The organism is Xanthomonas albilineans, assembly GCF_002939705.1.
In the GTDB taxonomy this organism is placed as follows: domain Bacteria; phylum Pseudomonadota; class Gammaproteobacteria; order Xanthomonadales; family Xanthomonadaceae; genus Xanthomonas_A; species Xanthomonas_A albilineans.
Genome location: NZ_MDCB01000033.1, coordinates 1 through 5,517, shown reverse-complemented (window position 1 = coordinate 5,517; position 5,517 = coordinate 1). Strand labels below are relative to the sequence as shown.

2 tRNA genes and 3 rRNA genes are annotated in these 5,517 nt (G+C 54.0%); all 5 read left to right on the top strand.

Going from position 1 to position 5,517, the window contains the following annotated elements:
- Positions 1-279: 279 nt before the first annotated feature.
- The 5 genes from XalbCFBP2523_RS15420 to rrf all read left to right on the top strand — a co-directional run bounded on the left by XalbCFBP2523_RS15420 (position 280) and on the right by rrf (position 5,454).
- Positions 280-1,824: ribosomal RNA gene (locus tag XalbCFBP2523_RS15420) — 16S ribosomal RNA — on the top strand.
- Between the two features lie 88 nt (positions 1,825-1,912).
- A tRNA-Ala gene (locus tag XalbCFBP2523_RS15415) sits at positions 1,913-1,988 on the top strand.
- 14 nt (positions 1,989-2,002) lie between these two features.
- Positions 2,003-2,079, top strand: a tRNA-Ile gene (locus tag XalbCFBP2523_RS15410).
- 222 nt (positions 2,080-2,301) lie between these two features.
- A 23S ribosomal RNA gene (locus tag XalbCFBP2523_RS15405) occupies positions 2,302-5,181 on the top strand.
- Between the two features lie 158 nt (positions 5,182-5,339).
- A 5S ribosomal RNA gene (gene rrf / locus XalbCFBP2523_RS15400) occupies positions 5,340-5,454 on the top strand.
- Together the 16S, 23S and 5S rRNA genes with 2 tRNA genes alongside form the textbook arrangement of a ribosomal RNA operon.
- The last annotated feature ends 63 nt before the right edge of the window (positions 5,455-5,517 follow it).

Sequence of the window (5,517 nt, the reverse complement as noted above, 5' to 3'; positions counted from 1 at the left end):
GTCAGCAACCTCGAACGGAGGTGTTGACGGCAAGAAAAAGTCCGCTATGATGGGCGGCTTACTTCGACGGAAACGTCGGGGCGAAAAAGGGAAGGCGCTGAGGCCACCCCGAAGTTCTTTGACAGTGTGCGCAGGTAACTTGTGAGGGCGCCTGCAGGTGGAATCTGTCCATCTTGCAGACGTTCGAATCAAGAGCAACAAATCAATTGCTAAGCAAGCGATACGTAAGCTTGGTTTGAACTCTGCATATCAAAGCTTTTGCCTTCGGGCATGCAGTTTTAAGTGAAGAGTTTGATCCTGGCTCAGAGTGAACGCTGGCGGCAGGCCTAACACATGCAAGTCGAACGGCAGCACAGTGGTAGCAATACCATGGGTGGCGAGTGGCGGACGGGTGAGGAATACATCGGAATCTACCTTTTCGTGGGGGATAACGTAGGGAAACTTACGCTAATACCGCATACGACCTTAGGGTGAAAGCGGAGGACCTTCGGGCTTCGCGCGGATAGATGAGCCGATGTCGGATTAGCTAGTTGGCGGGGTAAAGGCCCACCAAGGCGACGATCCGTAGCTGGTCTGAGAGGATGATCAGCCACACTGGAACTGAGACACGGTCCAGACTCCTACGGGAGGCAGCAGTGGGGAATATTGGACAATGGGCGCAAGCCTGATCCAGCCATGCCGCGTGGGTGAAGAAGGCCTTCGGGTTGTAAAGCCCTTTTGTTGGGGAAGAAAAGCAGTCGGTTAATACCCGATTGTTCTGACGGTACCCAAAGAATAAGCACCGGCTAACTTCGTGCCAGCAGCCGCGGTAATACGAAGGGTGCAAGCGTTACTCGGAATTACTGGGCGTAAAGCGTGCGTAGGTGGTTGTTTAAGTCCGTTGTGAAAGCCCTGGGCTCAACCTGGGAATTGCAGTGGATACTGGGCAACTAGAGTGTGGTAGAGGATGGCGGAATTCCCGGTGTAGCAGTGAAATGCGTAGAGATCGGGAGGAACATCTGTGGCGAAGGCGGCCATCTGGACCAACACTGACACTGAGGCACGAAAGCGTGGGGAGCAAACAGGATTAGATACCCTGGTAGTCCACGCCCTAAACGATGCGAACTGGATGTTGGGTGCAACTTGGCACGCAGTATCGAAGCTAACGCGTTAAGTTCGCCGCCTGGGGAGTACGGTCGCAAGACTGAAACTCAAAGGAATTGACGGGGGCCCGCACAAGCGGTGGAGTATGTGGTTTAATTCGATGCAACGCGAAGAACCTTACCTGGTCTTGACATCCACGGAACTTTCCAGAGATGGATTGGTGCCTTCGGGAACCGTGAGACAGGTGCTGCATGGCTGTCGTCAGCTCGTGTCGTGAGATGTTGGGTTAAGTCCCGCAACGAGCGCAACCCTTGTCCTTAGTTGCCAGCACGTAATGGTGGGAACTCTAAGGAGACCGCCGGTGACAAACCGGAGGAAGGTGGGGATGACGTCAAGTCATCATGGCCCTTACGACCAGGGCTACACACGTACTACAATGGTAAGGACAGAGGGCTGCAAACTCGCGAGAGTGAGCCAATCCCAGAAACCTTATCTCAGTCCGGATTGGAGTCTGCAACTCGACTCCATGAAGTCGGAATCGCTAGTAATCGCAGATCAGCATTGCTGCGGTGAATACGTTCCCGGGCCTTGTACACACCGCCCGTCACACCATGGGAGTTTGTTGCACCAGAAGCAGGTAGCTTAACCTTCGGGAGGGCGCTTGCCACGGTGTGGCCGATGACTGGGGTGAAGTCGTAACAAGGTAGCCGTATCGGAAGGTGCGGCTGGATCACCTCCTTTTGAGCATGACAGCTTCATCTGTCAGGCGTCCTCACAAGTAACCTGCATTCAGAGAGTTTCGCCATGGGGCGGAACACCCCGAAATACCGGGGCCATAGCTCAGCTGGGAGAGCACCTGCTTTGCAAGCAGGGGGTCGTCGGTTCGATCCCGACTGGCTCCACCACTGATGACGACTTTGGGTCTGTAGCTCAGGTGGTTAGAGCGCACCCCTGATAAGGGTGAGGTCGGTGGTTCGAGTCCTCCCAGACCCACCACTCTGAATGTATCGCACACGAAGAATTTGAATGATTCGGCGCTGAGGCCGGGTCGTGTTCTTTAATAATTAGTGATGTAGCGAACGTTTGAGAACAATACTCTCGACGTGTCGTTGTGGCTAAGGCGGGGACTTCGAGTCCCTAAAATTGAGTCGTTATAGTTCGCGTCCGGGCTTTGTACCCCTGGACTGGATATGACCTTGAGGCAACTTGAGGTTATATGGTCAAGCGAATAAGCGCACACGGTGGATGCCTTGGCGGTCAGAGGCGATGAAGGACGTGGCAGCCTGCGAAAAGTGTCGGGGAGCTGGCAACAAGCTTTGATCCGGCAATGTCCGAATGGGGAAACCCACTGCTTCGGCAGTATCCTGCAGTGAATTCATAGCTGCTGGAAGCGAACCCGGTGAACTGAAATATCTAAGTAACCGGAGGAAAAGAAATCAACCGAGATTCCCTAAGTAGTGACGAGCGAACGGGGACTAGCCCTTAAGCTGGTATGGTTTTAGAAAAACAACCTGGAAAGGTTGGCCATAGAAGGTGATAGCCCTGTATTTAAAAGGGCCATACCAGTGAAGACGAGTAGGGCGGGGCACGTGAAACCCTGTCTGAACATGGGGGGACCATCCTCCAAGGCTAAATACTCCTGACCGACCGATAGTGAACCAGTACCGTGAGGGAAAGGCGAAAAGAACCCCGGAGAGGGGAGTGAAATAGATCCTGAAACCGTGTGCGTACAAGCAGTAGGAGCTCGTAAGAGTGACTGCGTACCTTTTGTATAATGGGTCAGCGACTTACTGTTCGTGGCAAGCTTAACCGTATAGGGGAGGCGAAGGGAAACCGAGTCTGATAAGGGCGCATAGTCGCGGGCAGTAGACCCGAAACCGGGTGATCTAGTCATGCCCAGGGTGAAGGTCAGGTAACACTGACTGGAGGCCCGAACCCACTCCCGTTGCAAAGGTAGGGGATGAGGTGTGATTAGGAGTGAAAAGCTAATCGAACCCGGAGATAGCTGGTTCTCCTCGAAAGCTATTTAGGTAGCGCCTCATATGTATCCTCTCGGGGGTAGAGCACTGTTATGGCTAGGGGGTCATCGCGACTTACCAAACCATTGCAAACTCCGAATACCGAGACGGACTGTATGGGAGACACACGGCGGGTGCTAACGTCCGTCGTGAAAAGGGAAACAACCCAGACCCACAGCTAAGGTCCCAAATTCACTGCTAAGTGGAAAACGATGTGGAAAGGCATAGACAGCCAGGAGGTTGGCTTAGAAGCAGCCACCCTTTAAAGAAAGCGTAATAGCTCACTGGTCGAGTCGGTCTGCGCGGAAGATTTAACGGGGCTAAGCAGTGAACCGAAGCTTGGGGTGCATCGCGTTAAGCGATGCGCGGTAGAGGAGCGTTCCGTAAGCCTGCGAAGGTGGATTGAGAAGTCTGCTGGAGGTATCGGAAGTGCGAATGCTGACATGAGTAACGATAATGCGGGTGAAAAACCCGCACGCCGAAAGCCCAAGGTTTCCTTGCGCAACGTTAATCGGCGCAGGGTGAGTCGGCCCCTAAGGCGAGGGCGAAAGCCGTAGTCGATGGGAAGCAGGTTAATATTCCTGCACCTCGCGTAAGTGCGATGGAGGGACGGAGAAGGTTAGGTGTACCGGGCGTTGGTTGTCCCGGGGAAAGGCGGTAGGTTTGGATCCTTGGCAAATCCGGGGTCCTTTAAGACCGAGCACCGAGACGAGTCTTTGAGACGAAGTCACTGATACCACGCTTCCAGGAAAAGCTCCTAAGCTTCAGCTTACGCAGACCGTACCGTAAACCGACACAGGTGGGTAGGATGAGAATTCTCAGGCGCTTGAGAGAACTCGGGTGAAGGAACTAGGCAACATGGCACCGTAACTTCGGGAGAAGGTGCACCCTTTTTGGTGGCTCGTGCGAGCTATAGCTGAAGAGGGTCGCAGAAACCAGGCCGCTGCGACTGTTTATCAAAAACACAGCACTCTGCAAACACGAAAGTGGACGTATAGGGTGTGACGCCTGCCCGGTGCTGGAAGGTTAATTGATGGGGTCAGCCGCAAGGCGAAGCTCTTGATCGAAGCCCCAGTAAACGGCGGCCGTAACTATAACGGTCCTAAGGTAGCGAAATTCCTTGTCGGGTAAGTTCCGACCTGCACGAATGGCGTAACGACAGCGGCGCTGTCTCCACCCGAGACTCAGTGAAATTGAAATCGCTGTGAAGATGCAGCGTTCCCGTGGCAAGACGGAAAGACCCCGTGAACCTTTACTATAGCTTTACACTGAACGTTGAGTTCGTCTGTGTAGGATAGGTGGGAGGCTATGAAACCATGGCGCTAGCTGTGGTGGAGCCATCCTTGAAATACCACCCTGTCGTGCTTGACGTTCTAACCTAGGTCCGTAATCCGGATCGGGGACCGTGTATGGTGGGTAGTTTGACTGGGGCGGTCTCCTCCTAAAGAGTAACGGAGGAGCACGAAGGTACGCTCAGCGCGGTCGGACATCGCGCACTGTGTGCAAAGGCATAAGCGTGCTTGACTGCAAGATCGACGGATCAAGCAGGTACGAAAGTAGGTCTTAGTGATCCGGTGGTTCTGTATGGAAGGGCCATCGCTCAACGGATAAAAGGTACTCCGGGGATAACAGGCTGATACCGCCCAAGAGTTCATATCGACGGCGGTGTTTGGCACCTCGATGTCGGCTCATCACATCCTGGGGCTGTAGTCGGTCCCAAGGGTATGGCTGTTCGCCATTTAAAGTGGTACGCGAGCTGGGTTCAGAACGTCGTGAGACAGTTCGGTCCCTATCTGCCATGGGCGTTGGAGATTTGAGAGGGGCTGCTCCTAGTACGAGAGGACCGGAGTGGACGAACCTCTGGTGTTCCGGTTGTCACGCCAGTGGCATTGCCGGGTAGCTATGTTCGGAAGCGATAACCGCTGAAAGCATCTAAGCGGGAAGCGCGCCTCAAGATGAGATCTCCCGGGACACAAGTCCCCTAAAGGAACCATGTAGACTACGTGGTTGATAGGTCAGGTGTGTAAGTGCAGCAATGCATTGAGCTAACTGATACTAATGATCCGTGCGGCTTGACCATATAACCTCAAGGTGCTTCCAAAGCATCCCTTAGCACGACACACGTCGAATGCTTCACAATCGCTCGCTACATCACACCCCATGAGAGGCTGGCGCCATCCCGTCCTCGGTACCCATAAAAACAGTACCGAACGACAACGGCGACACTCCAACCGTCTCCCTGGTGAAATTAGCGCTGTGGAACCACCCGATCCCATCCCGAACTCGGAAGTGAAACGCAGCTGCGCCGATGGTAGTGTGGCTCAAGCCATGCGAGAGTAGGTCATCGCCAGGGGCTTCACCCCTAATCCCCGTCCCTAAAAGACGGGGATTTTTTATTGCACCATCAAAAGCCAAA